Consider the following 19,539-nt stretch of genomic DNA (forward strand, 5'->3'; position numbering starts at 1 on the left):
CCTGTCTGATGTCACCAGGGCGTCAGAGGCAGAATGGGTGACACCACAACCATGGAGGAAACGTGTCCAGAGGAGTACTCGTGACCGGCGCATCGCGCGGGGTCGGAGCCGCCGCAGCCATGGCCTTCGCCCAGGGCGGCGACCGCGTGGTCCTGCATTGCCGCGGCTCGGTCGAACGCGCCGAAGAGGTCCGCGCAAACCTGCCCGGCGACGGCCATGCAGTGGTCGCCGCCGACCTCGGTGATTCGGCCGCAATCCCTTCCCTGGTTGAGGAATCAGCCCGCCTGCTCGGCCGGATCGACGTACTGGTGAACAACGCGGCCATGTACGTCGACGAGCCGGTCGCGGGGTCCCGGCGAGTCGGGCACCCGCTGGCCGAGACGTCGTACGAGGAGTGGGTCGCGGCCTGGCGCCGTACCCTCGCAGTGAACCTGGAAGGCGCCGCTCACGTGACCTGGTGCGTCGCTCGCCACATGCTCGACATCGAGCCGTCAGACGGTGTACGGCGGGGTGCGATCGTCAACGTGGGGTCGCGCGGCGCCTACCGCGGCGAGCCCGACGTACCGGCGTACGGGGCTTCGAAGGCCGGATTGCACGCGATGGGCCAGTCACTTGCCGTCTCGCTGGCGCCACATGACATCACCGTGACGTCAATCGCGCCCGGCTTCATCGCCACCGACCTGACGGCCGACTTCCTGACCGGCCCCGGCGGCGATGCGATCCGCGCCCAGAGCCCCTTCAACCGAACCGCCACCGCCGAGGAAGTAGCCGCAGCCATCCACTGGCTTGCCTCTTCCCCGGCAGGCTGGTCCTCCGGCGCCGTCCTCGACTTCAACGGCGCCTCCCACCTGCGCTGACGGGAGCGGTCAGCTGCCGTAGACCTCTAGTTCGACGATGCGGGAGTAGGTGTTGCCGTTGCCGGCCAGGCAGAGGATGCGTACGGCGTCCGCCTGGACCGGATCGAATGTCGATGCGACGTGGCCGAGGGTGTTACCGCGAACCTGGGCCACGGTCTGCCAGTCGCCGGTGCCGCTGCGGACCTGGACGTCCCAGTCGCGCAGGCCGTTGGTCGCGGCTGGGTACTTCACCGAGTCGAGCGTGTAGAGCTCGACGCGGTTGATCGTGGTCGGCGCGGCCAGGGCGACGGCGTAGTTGTCCGGGAAGACCGCGCGGGTGCCGTCGTTCCAGCCGGTCAGTGTGTCCCAGTGCTCGGAGTCGTGGTCGCCGTCGACCCCACCGCAGACCGCGAAGTTTCCGTGGGTCGACGAGGCCGTGGCCTGTTCGCCGAGTGCCACGTTGCTGCCAGGATCCTTTGAGGGCAAGGGATTCACGGTCACCGGCACGGTCACCTTGGATCTGTCGACCTCGAGATCGATCGAGTAGTTGCCGGGCTGGGTGTCGCGCGGCACGCGGACCTCGACCGGCGCGGAGACCGGCTGGTCGGGGTCGATCGCCGGGAGCCAGGACGAGAACAGTCTGCGGGACAGTTGCAGCGGACCACGTGGGTCCAGCGTCAGATCGGCGTACCGGTCCTCGGTGCCGGTGTTGGTCATGGTGAGCGTCAGGTAGCCCGGGAAACAGGGCAAACCGACGACGCTCAGCTGTGTGGGCTGCACCGACACCTGTACGTCGGACCGCGGCGGTGCGCCATTGGTTGCCTGGGGCAACGCAATCGCGGCCGCGACCGCCGTACCGAGGGCGACGGCCGATTGCCATCGAATCGTCATCGCTGTCTCCTCAGAGGGTCTGGATGCCCGGGCGGCCGTCCTCGACGAGGAGTTTGGCGCGGGTGCTGACGGTGCCGTTCGGGATGCTGACCTTGTCGACCACGCGGTAGTCGGAGATCCAGCGTTGCGGGGTGACACTGCAACTGACGTAGCCGCGCTGGAAGTTGCCGAACTTGATGTGCGGGTTCTCCTTGAGCAAGGTCACGCCGCCCGGATCGAGGTCCATGCCGTCCATCGCGGACGAGATCGACGTACCGACGAACTCGGTGCCGACGGTCGGTGAGTCGGGGTTCGCGAAGTCCAGCTTGAGGTCGGACGCCACGCTGCGGTGCAGGTCGCCACCGATCGAGACCAGGTTGCGGAGTTTGCGCTCGTAAGCCGCGCCGAGGACGCGGTTGCGGGACGCTTCGTAGCCGTCCCAGGTGTCCATCGGGACCAGGATCTCCGGGCCGTCCTTGACGTCGAGCTGGGCCAACGCGTTCTGCTGCGCCAGCACATTCCAGCGCGCCGGTGAGGATGCCCAGCCGTCGAGCAGCCACTTCTCCTGAGCGTCTCCCGTGATCGAGCGGGCCGGATCCTTGGTTTCCGGGCCGGGCGCCTTCGAGCCGTCGCCGTACGCCTGGTCCGAGCGGTACTGCCGGGTGTCGAGGACGCTGAACTCCGCCAGCCGGCCGTACTTGATCCGCCGGTAGAGGTGCATGTCCGGACCCTTCGGCAACTGCGCGAGCCGCAGCGGCATGTGCTCCCAATACGCGCGGAAGGCGTTCGCGCGCCGTACCAGGAACTGCGCGGGCGGCGCGCTCGTATGTGCCTCGTCGGCCCAGTTGTCGACCACCTCGTGGTCGTCGAGCGTGACCACCCAGGGCGCGGACGCGTGCGCCGCCTGGAGGTCGGCATCCATCTTGTACGCCGCATAGCGGGTGCGGTACTCGTCCAGCGTGACCGTCTGTTGCGTCATCCAGGGTTCGTTCGAATGCGGCCGGATGCCACGGTCGATCCCGAACTCGTAGATGTAGTCGCCGAGGAAGAACACCACGTCGTGCTCGCGCCGGGCCATGTCGGCGTACGCCGTGTACCAGCCCTCCCACCAAGCCTGACAGGACGCGAAGGCCAACGACATCTCACCAACAACCGCACCCTCCGCCGGCGCCGTCCGGGTCCGGCCGACCGGGCTGAGCTTCCCGTTCACCCTGAAGCGGTACCAGTACGGCCGCCACGGACGCAGCCCGCGGACATCGACGTGCACCGAGTGACTCGACTCCGGCCGAGCCTTGGTCGTGCCCTGCCGCACGATCCGCCGAAACCGCGGATCCTCGGCGACCTGCCATCCGACCTCGACCGGACGACGATTCATCCCACCGAACGGTGCCAGCGGCTCCGGCGCGAGCCGGGTCCAGATCACCACCGCATCCGGCAGCGGATCCCCGGACGCCACGCCAAGGGTGAACGGATCCCGGCGATCACTCCGACCGGTAGCCCCAGCCAGCGCCTGCCCCACCCCAGGCAGGTCGCCGGTCAACGCCAACGCCGCCGCCGCTCCGGTGACCGTCAGAAAGCTCCGTCGAGTACTCATCGGCCCACCCGATCATCCGCCAGTGACAACTTCCGCCGCAGGTAGGTTTCCACCCGCCTAACGCCACGTTACGAGAAGTTCTCACACATCAGCGTGAAATGACCGATTCCGGACTCAGCTCACGATCTTGCTCGCCGGCGGCGCCGTGATGCTGACCGGCTTGTTGTAGTCGGACATGGTCATCACCATCGAGGAGCCGCTGATCTCGAACTCCATCCGGCGGATGAGGTGCGACTTGTCCATCCACATCGTGTACATGATCGTCGCGGGCATCCCCTTGGGCACCTTCTTGCCCTGCGCGGCCAACGCCTTCGCCGCGTTCAGGTTGACCTCGTACTGCTCCATCTTCTCGCCGACGATGGTGTCCTCGCCGACGAATTTGATGCTGACCAGGCTCTTGTCGAACGACTTGAACGCCTTGGTCGGGTCACCGCTGTCGAGCAGCTGGTCGAGTTGGTCGATCTGTCCGGACTTGAACTTGACGTACTTCCCGGCCGGAGTCGCGCCGGGGATCGACGCGTAGCCGGTGCCCTTGGTGACGATCATCTTGGCCGTCTTGCCCTTGAAGGCCGCGCCGCTCATCTCCATCGACATCGCCGCCGGATTGAAGGTCTGGACGCCCCGAATCGTCATGACCGTTTGGGTCCCGGCCTTCAGCGTGGCGAACGTGCGCCACGACTTCTGCTTGGTGAGCGCGGTGTTCATCGCGGGGACGAAGGTGACTCGGTCGAGGCGGGTGACGGCGGGTGGCGGGGTGCTGACTGCCTTTTGTGGTTCGGCGGTGGTGGGTACCGAGACCGGCGCGGGTGGGGCCGCGGCTGGCTTGTCTGCGGACTTTTCAGAGCCTCCGCAGGCGGCCAGGCCGAGGGCCAGGGGTACGACGGTGACCGTGGCGACGGCGGCACGGAACTTCATGAGTGGTTTCCTCCCCAGGTGATTCAAACCCCGGATCCTACGGTTCGAACCACCTGAGAAGGAAGGGAATTGCACGTTGCTGCAATTAGCCTCGTTTGACGGAGGCGAGGAGCAGTTGGGCGACGTCCTGGACCTCTACTTCTTCGCGGGCGGAGCCGTCGGCCTGCTTGGCGGTGAGGCCGTCGGACAGCATCACGCGGCAGAACGGGCAGCCGGTGGCGATCTTGTCGGCGCCGGTTTCGACGGCCTCGGTGGTGCGGTTGACGTTGATCCGGCTGCCGATCTTCTCTTCCATCCACATCCGGGCGCCGCCGGCACCGCAGCAGAACGACTTGGTCTTGTTCCGCGGCATCTCGGCGTACTCGGCGCCGGGGATGATGTCGAGCAGTTCGCGCGGGGCGTCGTACACCTGGTTGTGCCGGCCGAGGTAGCACGGGTCGTGGTAGGTGATCTTCTGGCCGTTCAGCGTGCTGTCGGCGGGAGCGACCGGGGTCAGCTTGCCCTCGCGGACGAGTCGGTTGAGCAGCTGCGTGTGGTGGATGACGTCGAGCTCGACGCCCAACTGCGAGTACTCGTTCTTCAACGTGTTGAAGCAGTGTGCGCAGGTGGAGACGACCTTCTTCGCGCCGGTCTCCTTGAAGACCTCCGCGTTCTGCATCGCCAGCTGCTGGAAGACGAACTCGTTGCCGGACCGCCGCGCCGGGTCACCGGTACAGGTCTCACCATCACCCAGTACGGCGAACGAAACGCCGGCGATGTTGAGCAGCTCGGCGACGGCCTGCGTGGTCTTCTTCGCGCGGTCCTCGTAGGCACCCGCGCAACCGACCCAGAACAGGTACTCGACCTCTGCCAGCGTCTCGACATCGGTGCCGACCTGCTTGACCTCGAACGGCAGGTCCTTCGCCCAGTCCATCCGGCCGGACGGGCTCATGTTCCACGGGTTGCCCTTGTTTTCCAGGCCCTTGAACAGCCCGTTGAGCTCGGACGGGAACGACGACTCGATCAGCACCTGGTAGCGGCGCATGTCCATGATCGCGTCGACGTGCTCGATGTCGACCGGGCACTGCTGCACGCATGCGCCGCACGACGTACAGGCCCAGAGGGCTTCTTCGTCGATGACCGCGACGTCGGCCGGGCCGACCAACGGCTTCTCCTGCTCGTCGAGCACCAGTTGGGACAGCGACTTGCGGTCGTCCTCGGCAGCCAGCAGGTACGGCGCTTTGGCGTACGCGTGCTCGCGGAGTCCCATCATGATGAGCTTCGGCGACAGCGGCTTCTCGGTGTTCCAGGCGGGGCACTGCGATTGGCAGCGACCGCACTCGGTGCAGGTGGTGAAGTCGAGCAGGCCCTTCCAGGTGAAGTCCTCGACCTTGCCGACCCCGAGTGCCGCGTCCTCGTCGAGCTCGTCGATGTTCTCGAAGTCGATCGGCTCGCCCTTGACCATGATCGGCTGGAGCGCGCCGAGCGCCGTACCGCCGTCGGCCTTGCGCTTGAACCAGATGTTCGGCCAGGCGGTGAATCGGTGCCACGCGACGCCCATGGTCGCGTTCAGCGAGATGGTGATCATCCACGCGAACGAGATCAGGATCTTGACCATCGCGACCAGGTAGACGGTGTTCTCGAGCGCGTGCTCGGACAGCCCGCCGAACAGCGCGTCGCCGACGAACCAGGTGCTCGGGAAGTGGAACCTGCTGCCCGCACCGAGGGCGTACTCCAGGCCGCGCAGCAGCACGATGCAGACCAGTACGCCGAGGATCGTGTACTCGACGTAGTACGCCTGCCAGGCCGTGGAGCCGAAGAATCGGCTGTACCGGCCCTTCTCGCCGCGGGGGAGGGCGCGCAGCCGGATGGCCATCAGGCCGATGATCGAGACCAGACCGGTCCAGGTCAGGAACTCGCTGACCCACTCGAAGACGAACCAGTGCCCGATGATCGGCAGCGCGAAGTGCGCGTCGAACAGCTGACCGAACGCCGTCACCAGGCTGAGCACCAGCCCGAGGAAGCCGAACGCGACGAACCAGTGCAGGACGCCGATGTGGCTCCACTGCAGCATCCGCGTGTGCAGGAGGGTTTCCTTGGCCAGCGTGGCGCTGCGCTGCCCCGGCTGGTCGGTGCGGCCAGGTGCCGGCTGCCCCAGCTTGATGACGGACACGATGTGCCCGATCGTCTTGCCGAACAGCGCGACGCCGACCAGGGCGATCGCGAGCGACACGATGATGGCGAGGATCTGCATACCAGCGATGTTATTGGTTGGTTACCGATCAGTCATGTCGGTGTCGGGCTCGTCACGCGTGAGATGTGACCGTGATCAAACCTCCACAGAGCGTTACCGGGAACTCCTTGCCGCGGAGTAGACCAATCCGTAGGTTTCCAACCACTGCGAATGCAGAGATGGAAATGATTTCACGGGAGCATAGATGCGTTTTCAGCGGGCAGCGGTCGCAGGCGCGGTGCTGGCGAGTGGGTTGCTGGGGCCGAGCGCGGGTACGGCGAATGCGGCGTCGGTCGACCCGGAAGTCCGGGTCGCGAAGAAGTGCGACACCAAGACGGTCTACTGGTACACGCGCGGCGGTAAAGAGGTCTACGTCGGGACGAACCTCTACAGCGAGTGGCTCGAGGGCCCGGGCCGGATCACCTACCAGAAGACAGCGACCTCGGAGTCGAACTCGGCCTGGACCGGTGACCTCGGGGTGAGCATCCCGCTGGTGATCGCGGAGATCCAGAGCAAGTACGCCAAGACCGTCGGCAAGTCGCACTCGGTCTCGCAGACCTGGTCGTACACCGCCGAGGTCCCGGCCGGAAAGATCCGTCGCCTCCACCAGCTCAAGCAGTCCTGGCGCGTCCAGGTTGTCCGCTGGCGCTACACCACGTCCGACTGCAAGAAGACCAAGGAACTCAGCAGCAAGACCGCGACCTTCCCGGTCAAGAACCGCGACTACATGTGGATCCTCATCGGCCGCGAGTGAAGGTCAGTCGGCGAGGCGGTGGAGGCGGGCGGCGACGGCGCCGCGGCGGCGATCGGCCGGCGGCAGGTTCGCCGCCAAGGTCTCGAAGATCTCCAGGTCCTCGGCGCCGGTGGCCGTCTGCGAGAAGTGCCACAGCAGGTCGGGATCGCCGGCGTCGAGCACGCTGCGCCGGACGGTCGCATCCAGCTCGTCGCGCTCGGCACGAAGAGCCGGAGCGTCGGACCGGGTGAGCAGTGGGCCGGTATAGAGGTCGACTGCGGTCCGCAGATCACCGCGGCGCAGTGCGTCCTGTACGTCGGTCACGTCGCCGGTCACATCGGCGATGATCCGGTACGGCTTCGTGTCGAGGACCCCGCCACCGAGCAGGTTCCGCAGCCGGTGCATCTCGGCGCGAACAGTCGTCGGGTTCCCCTCGTCGCCGTACAACTGCAGCATCAACTGCTCTGCGGTCAGCCCGGACGGATGCAGGAGGAGAAGAGTCAGTACTTCGGCCCTCCGCAACGTGAGAGCGATCTCGCGGCCGCCGACGACCGCGATCGGCTGGCCGGCGCCGAGCAGCTTGAGCCGCAACGACGGTCGGGTACGGCGGATCGGCGTACCGGGGATGCGGAGCAGGTAGCCCTCATCGAGCTGTTCGACCAGGCCCTCGCGGCCGTCACCGAGGTCGATCCGGTCGGTGTCGGCCGGCACTTCCAGGCGGTCTGGAAGCCACTCATGCGGTTGTACGGCGAGGACGCGCCCGGTCGGCGTGAGTAGCGCGCCCGGCGCATCGCCAAGCGCGACCAGGTGCTGCATGTTGCGGGCGCGGAGCTTCTCGTCGGACGCGGCCATCCGGACCCGCAGTTGCCCCTCGGCGAGCTGAGCGGCGGCAGTCACCAACGCCACCATCGCAGGATGAACAGTGCGCAGCGGACCGGAGACGTCGACCGCACCGAGCAACTTGCCGGTGTCCGGGTCGTGCACCGGCGCGGCCGCACACGTCCACTCGTGGATCCGGCGGACGAGGTGTTCGGCCGAGTGGATCTGCACCGGCTGGCCGACGGCGAGCGCCGTACCCATGCCGTTGGTGCCGATCTGGTCCTCGGACCACACCGCCCCTTCCGACAAGGCGATCCGATCCGCCTGACGCCGTACGGCGGCCGACCCTTCGCGCCAGAGGATCATCCCCTGCGCGTCGGTGATGATCATGATGTGCGACGCCTCGTCGGCGATCGTGGTCAGCGTCTGCCGCAGCACCGGCAGCACAGCCTGCAGCGGGTGGTTGGCGCGGACCGCCTCCAGTAGGTCGTGGTCCATGACCACCGGGGGAGCGTCCAGCTCGGGATCGACCGCAGCCGCCAGCGACCGCTGCCACGATTCCGCGACCAGTTGGCGCGGTGCCCCGGGCACCCGGTGACCACCGAGCACTTCGTCGTACAGCTCGCTCAACCGGCGCGCCTGGTCCGCCGCGTCCATCGCCTCACCTCGCGTGCAACGTCGGTGCAACGTCGCGCTCCGTAGATTCCGCCTCAGGTATCCCGAGGAGGACCTATGACGATCTTCGCAGCTCCGGGGCAGGATGGCAGCCCGGTCACCTACAAATCCCGCTACGAACACTTCATCGGTGGTGAGTGGGTCGCGCCCGCGAAGGGTGCGTACTTCGAGAACCCGTCGCCGGTCACCGGCCAGAACTTCACCGAGATCGCCCGCGGTACGGCGGACGACGTCGAGCGCGCCCTCGACGCCGCCCACGGTGCCGCGCCGAGCTGGGGACGCACCTCGCCGGCCGAACGAGCCGACATCCTGAACAAGATCGCCGACCGGATCGAGGCGAACCTCGAACTGCTCGCGGTCGCCGAGAGCTGGGACAACGGCAAGGCCGTCCGCGAGACGCTGGCCGCCGACCTCCCGCTCGCGATCGATCACTTCCGCTACTTCGCCGGGGCGTTGCGGGCGCAGGAGGGGTCCGTGTCGGTGATCGACAACGACACGATCGCCTACCACTTCCACGAGCCGCTCGGCGTGGTCGCGCAGATCATCCCGTGGAACTTCCCGATCCTGATGGCGACCTGGAAGCTGGCGCCCGCACTGGCCGCCGGCAACGCCGTCGTACTGAAGCCGGCCGAGCAGACGCCGGCCTCGATCCACGTACTGCTCGAGCTGATCGCCGACCTGATCCCGCCGGGTGTGCTGAACGTGGTCAACGGCTTCGGCGTCGAGGCCGGCAAACCGCTTGCCTCAAGCAACAGAGTCGCCAAGGTCGCGTTCACTGGTGAGACCACGACCGGCCGGCTGATCATGCAGTATGCCTCGGACAACCTGATCCCGGTCACGCTGGAGCTCGGCGGCAAGAGCCCGAACATCTTCTTCGAGGACGTCGCCAACACGCGCGACGAGTTCTACGACAAGGCGCTCGAGGGTTTCACGATGTTCGCCCTGAATCAGGGCGAGGTCTGCACCTGCCCGTCGCGGGCGCTGATCCAGTCGTCGATCTACGACCAGTTCCTCGGCGACGCGACCGCGCGCACGCAGGCGATCAAGACCGGCAACCCCCTCGACACCGACACGATGATCGGCGCCCAGGCGAGCAACGACCAGTTCGAGAAGATCCTCGCCTATATCGAGATCGGCAAGGCTGAGGGCGCCAAGGTGCTCACCGGTGGCGATCGGCTGGAGCAGTCGGGCGATCTGGCCGGCGGCTACTACATCCAGCCGACCATCTTCGAGGGCGACAACAAGATGCGGATCTTCCAGGAGGAGATCTTCGGTCCGGTCGTCTCGGTGACCCGGTTCGACGACTACGCCGACGCGCTGAAGATCGCCAACGACACCTTGTACGGTCTCGGGGCCGGCGTCTGGTCGCGCGACATCAACACGGCGTACCGGGCCGGCCGAGAGATCCAGGCCGGGCGGGTCTGGACGAACTGCTACCACGCCTATCCGGCGCACGCGGCGTTCGGCGGGTACAAGAACTCCGGCATCGGCCGCGAGAACCACAAGATGATGCTCGACCACTACCAGCAGACCAAGAACCTGCTGGTCAGCTACAGCCCGAACAAGCTCGGGTTCTTCTGATCGTGGTCGACAAAGTTCTGTTGAGTGAGTCGGCGGGCGAGTGGCTCCGTCGACTCACCGACCTGCACGGCCCGCTGATGTTCCACCAGTCAGGCGGGTGTTGTGACGGCAGTTCGCCGATGTGTTTCCCGGACGGTGAGTTCCGGATCGGTCCGGCCGACGTGCACCTCGGCGACCTCATGGTCGAGGGGCTCGCGAAGCCGGTCGGATTCTGGATGGCCGCCGATCAGTACGAGTACTGGAAACACACGCAGCTCACTGTCGACGTCGTGAAGGGGCGCGGCAGCGGCTTCTCGGTCGAGGCGCCGGAAGGCGTCCGCTTCCTGATCCGCTCGCGCCTCTTCACCGACAAGGAGTCCGAAGCCCTCGGACTCCTCTGAAGCGAGTGCCGACCGTCCGGTGGCGTTGCCGGGCGGCCGGCACTCTTCTACAGATCCAGTACGGCGTTGTAGATCGCGCTGCTGTCGATGTCCGCACCCTTGAGCCGCAGGATCGTACGGCGCTGCTCGTCTGTGCACGCCGCCACTCGCTGCGCGAACTCCACGTGCGGCCGATCGATCACATGCAGCCAGAACGTCAGCTCGATCTTCCAGGTGGCTGTCCGCAGTACGGCGTAGTACCGCTCATCGGTGATCGCCGGAGTCGGCCGCCGGTCGCCGCGCTCGTCCCGGAAGTCGATCGACTCGATCTCCACCCGCTGTGCGAGCGTGGTCAAACCGCCCAACACCGTCGGCCCGGTCGCGTCGGGCGCGTCGAACATGACGTCGAGATCGCGCACGACCATCAGGCCGGACAGCGCGCTGCCGATCAACGTCGGTGGCCACGGGAACGCCGTACCGAGGTCTAGCCGGTCGAACAGTTCGTGGGCCTCGGATTGCAGGGCCTGGGCGCTCTCGACGAGTGACATGGACCCATTCTCCGGAAAGTCGCGGGGAATCCTTCGGTATTTTCCCGATCGGGCAGAACGCCGGATTCGCGCGGAAAATCGGTGCTTCCATAGGCGGCTGTCACGGGTCGGCCCATGACATTTGTCAGAGGCGTGATCGCTGGCTTCCGGTCGGCTGCCGGGCGGACGATTTCGAGCACCAAACCCGCCCAAATCGAGGAGTTCTGTTGAGGCAACGGAATCTCGTGTCCGCCCTGGGCGCCGGCGCACTCGCCGTCGCGGGACTGACCGCAGCTCAAGGGGCCTACGCGGCCCCGATCACCCCTTACACCGCCGGAAAGCACGCAGCGCAGGTCTGCTCGGCCGCCAAGGCCAAGCACACCGCGAGCTGCCACGCGATCAAACTGGTCGCGAGCAACGGCGTCACCCCCAGGACGGCCACACCACCGGCCACCGGTCTCACCCCGACCGGCCTGCGGAACGCGTACAAACTGAACGGATTGAGCGCGGGCGGCCGAACCGTCGCGATCGTCGATGCGTACGGCTACCCGAACCTGGAGCGCGACCTCGGCGTCTACCGCTCGCAGTTCGGCCTGTCCGCCTGTACGACGGCCAACGGGTGCCTGCGCATCATCAACCAGACCGGCGGGACCACCCTGCCGACGTTCAATGTCGGCTGGGCCGGTGAGCAGGCGCTCGACGTCGATGCGGTTTCGGCGGCCGCGCCGGACGCGAAGATCCTCGTCGTACAGGCCAAATCGGCCAGCTTCGCCGACCTCGGTACGGCGGTCCAGACGGCCGCCAAGCAGGCTGGTGTCGTGGCGATCTCGAACAGCTACGGCGGTGGCGACGCCTCCGACAGCAGCTACGGCCAGTACTACAATCACCCGGGGATCGCGGTGACGGCGTCGACCGGTGACGACGGTTACCAAGGTGGCAGCTACCCGGCATCTTCGTCGTACACAACGGCTGTCGGCGGTACGTCGCTGGTTGCCGCGAGCAACTCACGCGGCTGGACCGAGACTGTCTGGGACGGCGCCGGGTCGGGCTGTTCGACGTACAACACGGCTTTGAGTGCGGCCGCGTCGTTCGGAACTGGTTGCTCGAAGCGCGCGATGGCCGACGTGTCGGCCGCGGCCGATCCGGGCAAGGGCGGGATGGCGGTCTACTACCCGACCAGCAAGACGGCGTCGACCTGGGCACAGTTCGGCGGGACGAGTGAGGCCGCGCCGATCATTGCCGCGGTCTACGCACTGTCCGGCAACACCGCGGGCTACGCGAACGCGCTGCCCTATGCGCACCCCGGCTCGCTGTTCGACGTGACCAGCGGCAGCAACGGTAGTTGCCCCACCACCCAGTGGTGCAACGCCCGCACCGGCTGGGACGGGCCGACCGGACTCGGTACTCCGAACGGAGCAGGCGCGTTCTGAGTACCGACTGAAGCAGCGGCCGGGTCCCTAACCGCGATGGGGACCCGGCCGCTCGGTTACGTCCCTTTGCGCGTTGCTTTTAGTAATGTGCCGAGCACGAAGGACAACCCTCGTCTCCGCGCCATTCCGGGGAGTTCTCTTCCCCGGCACCGCATCCAGGCTTAAGGTCGGGCGCGGACGGGTCGCGGAGGGCGATCCGCGCAGGTGACTTTTCTGGAGTATCGCTGTGACCACATCACGCAGGCGACGGGGGCTTCTCGCTATCTCCGCCGTCTCCGCCGTCAGTCTGCTGGCCGTCTCGATGGCCAACGGCGCGACGGCCGCCCAGACCGCCGGCCCCGGCGAAGGCAAGGCCGCCAAGTCCGAGGGCATCGCGAGCAAGGAGCGCAAGGGCAACTACGACGCCCGGACGCCGAACGCGAAGACGACGTACACGCGGGCCGCCAAGGTGGCCGGCAAGGAGTCGGACGCCTCGGAGAAGTTCCGCAACTCGCTCGGCACCCAGGGTGTCGTCGAGCTCGACGCGAACACCGGGACCCCGGCCCAGGTCACGAAGCTGGACGGCTTCCTGACCGGTCGCAGCGCCAAGAAGGCCCAGGACGTCGCGCTGAACTACGTGAAGGCGCACCCCGAGGTCTTCAAGCTCGCCGCCGCCGACCTGGCCACGCTGAAGCTCCGCAAGGACTACGTCGACGACCTCGGCACCCACCACATCTTCTGGTCCCAGGTGGTCGACGGGATCGAGGTCTTCGGCAACGGCCTGAAGGCCAATGTCACCAAGAACGGCCAGCTGATCTCGGTGATGGGCTCGCCCGTCGCCGGCCTCACCGCCCAGGCCGAGGCGCGCTCGGCCGCCCCGGCGGTCTCCGCCGGCGACGCCCGGGCCAAGGCCGCGAAGGACCTCGACGGTACGGCGAAGTCCGCGACCACCAAGTCGGTCGGCTCGACCGTTGTGTGGAGCAACGGTGACCAGGCCAAGCCGGTCTGGTTCCACACCGCCGACGGCCTGCGCAAGGGCTGGATGACGTACGTCAACCTCGGCGGCACCAAGATCTACACGCACGTCATCGACGCGCAGTCCGGCAGCCTGCTCTACCGCCGCGACCTGTCCGCCGAGGGATCCGGTGACGCGCTCGTCATCGACAACTACCCGGGTGCGGCCGCCGGTGGCAAGCAGCGGGTCGAGAACCTGATCTACAACAAGTGGCTGCCGAAGAACGCCAAGACGCTGCTCGAGGGCACGTCGGTCCAGGCCTTCGCCGACGTGAACGACGACAACCAGCCGAACACCGGTGAGACCGTCAAGGTGCCCGGCACCAAGACCGGCGCGGAGTACAAGCTGACGACGTTCAACAGCAACCCGCTGTGTTCGGCGGCGTTCGTCTGCACCTGGGACCCGGCCAAGCCGGACTCCTGGAAGACGAACATGAACGAGGACGTCACCAACGCGTTCTACCTGGCCAGCAACTTCCACGACTGGCTGGCGAAGCCGCCGATCAGCTTCACCCCGGCGGCCGGTTCGTTCGACGCGGCCGGCGGCGACGCCGTGAAGCTGAACGCGCTGGACGGCGCCGCGACCGACCCGAGCGGGGGCCCGGACGCGAACCACATCAACAACGCGAACATGAACACCCCGCCGGACGGCATCGCGCCGACCATGCAGATGTACCTGTTCGGTGAGCCGGGCGACGACAAGACGGTTCCGAGCAGCTCGTCGACGTCGGCCGAGATCCTCTACCACGAGTACACCCACGGTCTGTCGAACCGCCTGGTCGTCGACGCCGGCGGCAACTCGACCCTGAACAGCATCCAGGCCGGCTCGATGGGCGAGGCGTGGAGCGACTTCTACGCGCTGGACTACCTGGCCTCGCACGGTCTGGAGAAGGACACCGTCGCCAACGGTGAGATGCGGATCGGCAAGTACGACACCGCCGGCGGCTCGATCCGGACGATGCCGAACGACTGCCGCGTCAAGGCCAAGGAAGCGGCCTGCGTCGGTATCGACGGCTCGCAGGGCGGCTACACCTACGGCGACTTCCCGACCATCGGCGGCACCCCCGAGGTGCACTCGTCCGGTGAGGTCTGGGCCCAGACGCTCTGGGACCTGCGCGAGCGCTTCGGCCGCAGCTACGCGGTCAGCATCATCACCCGCGCGATGGAGCTGTCGCCGTCCGACCCGACCATGCTCGACATGCGCAACGCGATCGTGCAGGCCGACCTGGTCGCCAGCGGCGGCAAGAACGCCGGCATCATCTGGCAGGTCTTCGCCAACCGCGGCATGGGCTGGTACGCCGGTGTGATCGACGGCGGCGACGCCTTCCCGGCCGAGGACTTCCACAAGCCGCCGACAGGCAAGACCACCACGCTGTCCGGCACCATCACCGACAAGGACACCGGCAAGCCGATCAAGGGCGCCCTCGTCTTCATCGGTGGCCACTCGTCCGGCTTCGCCGGTGACTACGCAGCCACCACCGACGCGGCCGGCAAGTACACCATCACCAAGGTCGCCCCTGGCACCTACCCGAAGTTCGTGGTCGCTTCCCCGGGCTACGAGCTCGCCGTCAACCCGGTCGTCGTCAAGGCCGGCGCCACCGCGAGCTTCGCCGTACGGCGTAACTGGGCCGCTGCCTCCGGTGGCGGTACCGTCACCGACTTCAACGGCCCGGACCTGAGCGACTTCGGCTGTGGCCCCGGCGGTGCGATCGACAACGCCCAGGGCACCGGCTGGGGCAGTACCACCGGCGACGACGACGGCACCCCGACGAACGTGATGATCCCCAAGCACATCGACATCAAGCTCCCGTCGAAGGTGACCATCGACTCGTTCAAGGTCGACCCGTCCAACGTCTGCGGTGACCCGGGCAGCGCCTCCACCGGCCAGTACCGGATCGAGACGTCGGTCGACGGCACCACCTGGGCCACCGCCCAGGAGGGCACCTTCACCGCCGCCAACCGCGGCAAGTACAACGTGGTCACCCCGACCGGCAACGCGACCGGCGTCCAGTACGTCCGGTTCGTGATGCTGGCCCCGCAGGTCCCGGGCTGGCCCGGGGCATGCCCCGGGCCGTTCGGCGGCTGCCAGTACACCGACATGACCGAGATCCAGGTCTTCGGCAAGCAGTAGTCACCAGCAGTACCTGAGAGAGCCGGCCGGGCAGCAGCCCGGCCGGCTTTTCGTTGCCCGGGCGCGGCATCCACATACTGGGACCGGTCCAGTAAGTCTACTGAGTTGGTTTAGTTTCAGAGGGTGGATGCAGGGAGCGGTCGGTCGGCGCTCCGCTCAGGTGGGCGGAGCGCTGACCGAGCCGCGCTCGATCAAGGTCGGTACGACGGTGGTGCGGCGGACCCGGCGGTTGGTGTCGACCGTGGCGGTGACGCGGGCGACGACGTCGGTGACGAGGTCGTCGAGGGGCCAGTGAAAGCTGGACAGGGGTGGCGTGAGCAGCTGGGAGAGCGGCTGGTCGTCGTAGCCGAGCAGCGACAGGTCCTCGGGGATGCGGAGGCCGAGCTCGCGGCTGGCGGCATACACACCGAAGGCCATCGAGTCGGCGAGGGCGAGGATGCCGGTCGGGCGCGACGTGCTGGTGAGCAGGGTGCGGGCCACGTCGGTGGCGCCGGCGAGGTCGTGTGGGCATTGCACGATGCGGATTCTGAGTTTGAGGTTGACCGCGATCCGGTGAGCGATCTCCTCGGCCGGGCGGTCGATCTCGGCGCGCAGGGTCGGGCTGAGGACCGCTACCTCGCGGTGACCGGCCTCGGCCAGCCGGCGCAGCGCCGTACTGACTCCCGTCTCGTTGTCGAAGACGACCTCGGACTTCGCTTTCGCGCCGGGAAGGGCGTCGCCGATCGCGATCACCGGGGCCTGCTCGGCGATCGCGGACCAGCCCGGCGCGGCCGGGTCGATCGGGATCACCACGATCGCGTCGGCGCGGTGGTCGACCAGGTGCTGGGCCAGCTCGAGCTGGCGGCCGGCGTCGCCGGCGGAGTCGATGATCCACGCGTTCCGGTCCGGGGCGAGGAGCTCGCGGCCGAGAGCGGCCGCGAGGCGCTGCTGCCAGAGGTCCTCGAGGGACGCGCACAGTACGCCGATCGAACCGCTTCGGCCCGAGGCCAGCGCGCGGGCCACCGGGTCGGCCTGATAGCCGAGCCGCTCGGCCGCCTCCTGAACCCGCTGCCGGGTCTCCGGGGTGCCGTGCAGGCCGCGCAGTGCGTAGGACACCGCGGCCATCGACAGGCCGGTGTCGGCCGCGATGTCTTTGAGAGTCGGCCGTCGGCTTCCGGACATGCTCAGAACCCTAGCCCGAGGCTCGGACAGAAACTTGACAAGAGTGTCTTTGAAGCGCTTCACTCTCTAACTACTGAAGCGCTTCAATCTGATCAAACCGGACCTTGTGAGGAGGGGCTGTGATCGACGTTCACCAGCACCTCTGGCCGGCCGAGTTCATCGACCGCCTCCGGGCTCGGACCGAGCCGCCGTACCTGGACGGCTGGACGCTGCACACCGCGACCGAGACGCCGTACGAGGTGGATCCGGCCGCGCACGACATCGACGCCCGGGTCGCGATCGAGCGCGAGTTCGGCACCGACCTCGCGGCAGTATCGCTGTCGAGCCCGCTCGGGATCGAGTCGCTTGGCGACGATGCCCTGCTCGACGCATGGCACACCGGTGCGGCTTCGCTGCCCGAGCCCTTCAAGGCCTGGGCCTCGGTGCGACTGCCTGAGCCGGATCTCGATGAGGCGAAAACCCTTCTGGACAAGGGATTCCTGGGCTTCCAGCTGCCCGCGCACGTGCTGACCACGCCGGCCGGCTGGTCGACGTACGGGTCCCTGCTCGAGATCGCGGAAGGCTGGGACCGGCCGGTGCTCGTGCACCCCGGGATCGCCGAGCCGGCCGGCGACGTACCCGGCTGGTGGGCCCCGGTGGTCGACTACAGCCAGCAGTTGCAGGCCGCTTGGTGGGCCTGGCACGCGTACGGCGGGCGTCGCGAGTTCCCGCGGTTGCGGATCTGCTTCGCCGCCGCGGCCGGCCTCGCCCCTGTGCACCACGAGCGGCTGACCGCCCGCGGCGGCCGCCTCGGCACCATCGACACCAACCTGTACGTCGACACCTCGAGCTACGGCCCGCAGGGAATCGACGCGGTCGCGCGCGTCCTGGGCATCGACCAGGTCGTCCACGGCACCGACCGGCCCTACGCCGGTATCACAGAGCTCCGCCAAGGCGCCGCCGCAACCGCGGTGATCCGCCACGACAATCCGAACCGGTTGCTGTTCGGGGGAAACCCCAGCGCCGGCCGTCCATCTCCTGAGAGGGGAGTGCAGTGACTGCTCAGCCCATCGACGCACCCGTCGTCCCGGCACGTCAACCCAGCCGGCTAGTGGATCTCAACAACTGTCTGTCGCTGGATGACCTTCCGGGTCGCGACCTCACCCCCCAGGAGCTCGCCGAGCTGGCCTCGTCGATCGCTGCCCAGCCGCACCTGTGGGAGGACAAGGTCGCCTACAGCGACGACGAGCGTGTCTTCGCCTCCCTGCACCGCGACGCGAACGTCGACGTCTGGCTGATCTGCTGGACCCCCGTCAACGACACCGGCTGGCACGACCACGACACCTCCTCCGGTGCCGTCGCCGTCGCCAAGGGCACCCTCGTCGAACACAACCTCGCCATCGGCACCGAGTCGATCGAGACCGAGGTCCCGGCCGGCACCGTCTACGGCTTCGGTCCCGACCACATCCACCGCATGGTCGGCCGCGACAAGGGCAGTGTCAGCGTCCACGCCTACAGCCCGCCGCTGTGGCGGATGGGTCAGTACTCCGTGAAGGACAACGTCCTGCGCCGGGTCTCGGTCTCCTACGCCGACGAGCTGCGCCCGATCGACTGAAACGCCCTGCGATAACCGATCGGGGAGGTCCGCACCTGGCGGGTGAAGTGCTGGCGCATGTTGATCGCCGTACCGAACCCGCAGTGCTGCGCGATCTCCTCGATCGGGATCGTCGTCGTCTCCAACAGCTCCTGCGCGTGCTGGATGCGCTGCCGCAGGAGCCACTGGAGCGGCGTCGTACCGGTCTGTTCGCGGAACTTGCGGTTCAGCGTGCGCGGGCTCACGGTCGCGTACGTCGCCATGTCGGCCAGCGTGATCGGTTCGGCGAGGTGATCCCGGATCCACCGCATCGTCGGCTCCAGTGAACCGCAGTCCGGACCGGGCTCCGGGTGCACGATGAACTGAGCCTGCCCGCCGTCCCGCAACGGCGGTAGCACGATGTGCCGGGCCACCTCGGCGGCGACGGCCGACCCGAAGTCCTTGCGCACCATGTGCATGCACAGGTCGAACCCGGTCGCCGCCCCCGCCGAGGTGAGGACATTGCCGCAGTCGGCGAACAGAACACTCGCGTCCACCTGAACGTGCGGGAACTGCTCGCCTAGCGCCTCGGCCGACGTCCAGTGTGTCGCCGCGACCTTCCCGTCCAGCAGGTCGGCCGCGGCGAGCACCAGCGCGCCACCGCAGATCGACGCAATCCGCACACCGCGCGCATGCGCCTCCCGCAGCAACGCCACCAGCTCGGCCGACGGATGGCTCACGTTGTGCCCACCCGGCACGACGATCGTGTCCGCCGTACGAGCGTCCTCCAGTGTGTAAGGCGCGTTGATCTGGAACAGCTCCAGTCCACCCGGCCCCCACATCGACGTCCCCGGACGCTCGGCACACACGATCACGTCGTACAGCCGCGGGCCCCACAACTCACCCGCCGCCTTCTCCAACGACCGCGCCGTCCCGAACACCTGCGCCGGAATAGCCACATCCAGCACAGCCGACCGCTCCGCGACCACCACCGCCACCCGATGCATGACCACAATCTATCGAACAACGGCATTCTTGCCACTGTCTGATCCGATCACCAGACAGAACCATGAAACCCATGCTCCTTGTCCGGATCGCTGTCTATGCCCTCGCACTCCTCCTCATCGTCCTCCTCGGCTACCTCGCCGACC

General features: G+C 67.5%; 16 protein-coding genes. 8 read left to right on the plus strand and 8 right to left on the minus strand.

Translation table 11 applies throughout. The features are described from left to right. Positions 1-62: 62 nt before the first annotated feature. The gene (locus ACFTSF_RS39415; RefSeq protein ID WP_380160464.1) at positions 63-857 is read left to right on the plus strand and encodes an SDR family NAD(P)-dependent oxidoreductase; all 795 of its coding nucleotides are present in this window, start codon (positions 63-65) and stop codon (positions 855-857) included. Between the two features lie 9 nt (positions 858-866). Here the strand turns inward: ACFTSF_RS39415 and ACFTSF_RS39420 are convergent, their stop codons facing one another. From ACFTSF_RS39420 to ACFTSF_RS39435, 4 genes are all read right to left on the minus strand, one after another. Next, positions 867-1,727, minus strand: a complete 861-nt coding sequence (locus ACFTSF_RS39420; RefSeq protein WP_380160466.1) for a hypothetical protein — start codon at positions 1,725-1,727, stop codon at positions 867-869. 10 nt (positions 1,728-1,737) lie between these two features. Beyond that, on the minus strand, positions 1,738-3,300 hold the full coding sequence (locus ACFTSF_RS39425; protein ID WP_380160467.1) for an alkaline phosphatase D family protein: 1,563 nt from the start codon (positions 3,298-3,300) through the stop codon (positions 1,738-1,740). 114 nt (positions 3,301-3,414) lie between these two features. Further along, positions 3,415-4,215 carry a hypothetical protein gene (locus ACFTSF_RS39430; protein ID WP_380160469.1) on the minus strand — a complete coding sequence of 267 codons (801 nt, stop codon included), beginning with the start codon at positions 4,213-4,215 and terminating at the stop codon, positions 3,415-3,417. Positions 4,216-4,300: 85 nt separating this feature from the next. Beyond that, entirely contained in the window at positions 4,301-6,448 is a 2,148-nt protein-coding gene (locus ACFTSF_RS39435) for a (Fe-S)-binding protein (RefSeq protein WP_380160470.1), read from the minus strand. Positions 6,449-6,632: 184 nt separating this feature from the next. Here ACFTSF_RS39435 and ACFTSF_RS39440 point away from each other — a divergent pair, with 184 nt between their 5' ends. After that, entirely contained in the window at positions 6,633-7,181 is a 549-nt protein-coding gene (locus ACFTSF_RS39440; RefSeq protein WP_344162883.1) for a hypothetical protein, read from the plus strand. A 3-nt stretch (positions 7,182-7,184) separates the two neighbouring features. On the opposite strand, the gene ACFTSF_RS39445 is transcribed toward ACFTSF_RS39440, so the two are convergent. Further along, positions 7,185-8,636, minus strand: coding sequence for a GAF domain-containing protein (locus ACFTSF_RS39445; RefSeq protein WP_380160472.1), 1,452 nt, complete (start codon positions 8,634-8,636; stop codon positions 7,185-7,187). Positions 8,637-8,711: 75 nt separating this feature from the next. Between ACFTSF_RS39445 and adh the strand changes: the two genes are divergently transcribed. Together adh and ACFTSF_RS39455 are read left to right on the plus strand one after the other, a co-directional pair. Further along, a complete protein-coding gene (adh, locus tag ACFTSF_RS39450) occupies positions 8,712-10,235 on the plus strand; it encodes an aldehyde dehydrogenase (RefSeq protein WP_344162878.1) in 1,524 nt (507 codons plus the stop codon). Positions 10,236-10,255: 20 nt separating this feature from the next. After that, on the plus strand, positions 10,256-10,615 hold the full coding sequence (locus ACFTSF_RS39455) for a DUF779 domain-containing protein (protein ID WP_380160473.1): 360 nt from the start codon (positions 10,256-10,258) through the stop codon (positions 10,613-10,615). Between the two features lie 47 nt (positions 10,616-10,662). Here ACFTSF_RS39455 and ACFTSF_RS39460 read toward each other — a convergent pair whose 3' ends face one another. Continuing rightward, positions 10,663-11,142, minus strand: coding sequence for a hypothetical protein (locus ACFTSF_RS39460; protein ID WP_380160475.1), 480 nt, complete (start codon positions 11,140-11,142; stop codon positions 10,663-10,665). A gap of 206 nt (positions 11,143-11,348) precedes the next feature. Between ACFTSF_RS39460 and ACFTSF_RS39465 the strand changes: the two genes are divergently transcribed. Continuing rightward, positions 11,349-12,551 carry a hypothetical protein gene (locus tag ACFTSF_RS39465; RefSeq protein ID WP_344162869.1) on the plus strand — a complete coding sequence of 401 codons (1,203 nt, stop codon included), beginning with the start codon at positions 11,349-11,351 and terminating at the stop codon, positions 12,549-12,551. 226 nt (positions 12,552-12,777) lie between these two features. Continuing rightward, positions 12,778-15,675: a M36 family metallopeptidase gene (locus ACFTSF_RS39470; protein WP_380160477.1), complete on the plus strand. Its 2,898-nt coding sequence runs from the start codon at positions 12,778-12,780 to the stop codon at positions 15,673-15,675. A gap of 156 nt (positions 15,676-15,831) precedes the next feature. On the opposite strand, the gene ACFTSF_RS39475 is transcribed toward ACFTSF_RS39470, so the two are convergent. Then, positions 15,832-16,836 carry a LacI family DNA-binding transcriptional regulator gene (locus ACFTSF_RS39475; RefSeq protein ID WP_380160479.1) on the minus strand — a complete coding sequence of 335 codons (1,005 nt, stop codon included), beginning with the start codon at positions 16,834-16,836 and terminating at the stop codon, positions 15,832-15,834. Positions 16,837-16,955: 119 nt separating this feature from the next. Here ACFTSF_RS39475 and ACFTSF_RS39480 point away from each other — a divergent pair, with 119 nt between their 5' ends. After that, the gene (locus tag ACFTSF_RS39480; protein WP_380160480.1) at positions 16,956-17,873 is read left to right on the plus strand and encodes an amidohydrolase family protein; all 918 of its coding nucleotides are present in this window, start codon (positions 16,956-16,958) and stop codon (positions 17,871-17,873) included. Further along, a complete protein-coding gene (locus tag ACFTSF_RS39485; protein ID WP_380160481.1) occupies positions 17,870-18,430 on the plus strand; it encodes a cysteine dioxygenase in 561 nt (186 codons plus the stop codon). Before ACFTSF_RS39480 ends, ACFTSF_RS39485 begins: the two co-directional genes overlap by 4 nt. Here ACFTSF_RS39485 and ACFTSF_RS39490 read toward each other — a convergent pair. Then, positions 18,400-19,395, minus strand: coding sequence for a GlxA family transcriptional regulator (locus tag ACFTSF_RS39490; RefSeq protein WP_380160483.1), 996 nt, complete (start codon positions 19,393-19,395; stop codon positions 18,400-18,402). The two genes, ACFTSF_RS39485 and ACFTSF_RS39490, sit on opposite strands and share 31 nt — an antisense overlap. Positions 19,396-19,539: the final 144 nt, after the last annotated feature.

Origin of the sequence: Kribbella sp. NPDC056951 (assembly GCF_042674205.1) — a bacterium.
GTDB classification, from domain to species: Bacteria; Actinomycetota; Actinomycetes; order Propionibacteriales; family Kribbellaceae; genus Kribbella; species Kribbella yunnanensis.